Source organism: Luteibacter sp. P4_D7_3 (assembly GCF_056401735.1).
On sequence record NZ_JBFUIT010000548.1, the window covers coordinates 1 to 1,442 of the forward strand.

Sequence of the window (1,442 nt, forward strand, 5' to 3'; positions counted from 1 at the left end):
CACCAGTGGCATGAAGAACACGGCGCCGGACGTGTACGGCAGTGACTGCATCCCCGATGGTTATTCCAGCTGCACGGTTGGTTCGTTCACCGAATTCAACCTCACCAGCAGCTACCAGTTCACACCTAAGATCGCCGTAACCGCTTCGGTCATGAACGCGTTCGACCGTAAGGCGCCGCTGGACGTGGCCAACTATGCGGGCGTCAACTACAACCCGACGTATGCCCAGGACGGCGCTATCGGCCGGTTCTTCAACCTGGGTGTGAAGGTCAAGTTGTAATCAGGCTGCTCGAAGGCTCAGGAAGTGGCGCGTGGGGCAACCCGCGCGTCACTTCTTTTTCCGTAACGATGCCTGCCCTACCGACTCACCGCCGGAAACAACCGAGCGCGTGGTCGTCGACGATACCGACCGCCTGCATCCAGGCGTAGGTGATGGTCGGACCGACGAACTTGAAGCCGCGCTTCTTGAGGTCCTTCGAGATCGTCACCGACAACGGCGTCTGTGCATGCACCGTGCGTCCGTCGCCGCGCAATACCTTGCCCTCGGTAAACGACCAGCAATAGGCATCGAAGGTCTCACCGCGCGCCTTCATCTCTTCGTAGACGCGCGCACCGTTGATGGTCGCTTCGATCTTTGCACGCGAACGGATGATGCCCGGATCCTCCAGAAGGCGCAGGATGTCCTTCTCGGTAAAACGCGCCACCTTCGCCGGGTCGAACCCCTTGAACGCCTTGCGGAAGGTTTCGCGCTTGCGCAGCACGGTGATCCACGCCAGGCCCGCCTGGAAGCCTTCCAGCATCAACTGTTCCCACAACAGGCGCGAGTCGTGCAAGGGCACGCCCCATTCCTTGTCGTGGTAGTCGGTGTAAAGCGGATCACTACCGGCCCACGTGCAGCGCTTGATTTCCTTGCTCATCGATCGACCCCAGGTTTGTCACAGGTCGGCATGATGCGGTGTTCCGAGGCGGCGCGCCATCCGATGCAACGCGGCGCGAAACGATGCGGGGTCGCGTTTCGCACGCGACAGCATCAGTGCACCCTGAATGCCGAGAACGATATCCTCCGCCTGCTCGCTCGCAACCTCCGCACTTCGGCCCAGTCGAACCAGGGCCGATGCCAACGCCTCGATCCAACGTACGAAGTAGCCGGATATCGCCGTCGCGAAGCGATCGCGGGTCTGGTCCAGTGCGAACGCCCCGACCAGGCATACGCGGCCTCCGGACTGGAAATACCTGTCCACCTCACACCACATGGCGGCGATGGCCCCATGCGGCTCACCCTCACGCAAGGTCACGAAGATATGTCGCTCGAACCAGTCGTCGACATCGTCCAGCACGACCGCCGCCATCTCCTCCTTGCCGCCGGGGAAGAAATGATAAAGGCTGCTTTTGCCCAGCCCGGTGCGCTCCGTGATCCGACTCATGCTCGCGCCGTCATACCC

Annotated in this window: 3 protein-coding genes; 1 reads left to right on the plus strand and 2 read right to left on the minus strand. The window is 61.6% G+C overall.

Features of this window, described 5'->3' with window-relative positions; translation table 11 throughout:
• Positions 1-280 (plus strand): hypothetical protein (locus AC1DSN_RS22595; RefSeq protein WP_477333068.1); only part of this gene is annotated, 280 nt, incomplete at its 5' end.
• An 85-nt stretch (positions 281-365) separates the two neighbouring features.
• Here the strand turns inward: AC1DSN_RS22595 and AC1DSN_RS22600 are convergent.
• On the minus strand, positions 366-917 hold the full coding sequence (locus AC1DSN_RS22600; protein WP_477297551.1) for a DNA-3-methyladenine glycosylase I: 552 nt from the start codon (positions 915-917) through the stop codon (positions 366-368).
• An 18-nt stretch (positions 918-935) separates the two neighbouring features.
• Positions 936-1,442, minus strand: a 507-nt coding sequence (locus tag AC1DSN_RS22605; RefSeq protein WP_477333070.1) for a TetR/AcrR family transcriptional regulator, incomplete at its 5' end; no start/stop codon positions are given.

Coding starts and splice junctions, on each gene's coding strand:
- AC1DSN_RS22600 (WP_477297551.1), bottom strand. CDS start 917: ATGAGCAAGGAAATCAAGCGCTGCACGTGGGCCGGTAGTGATCCGCTT.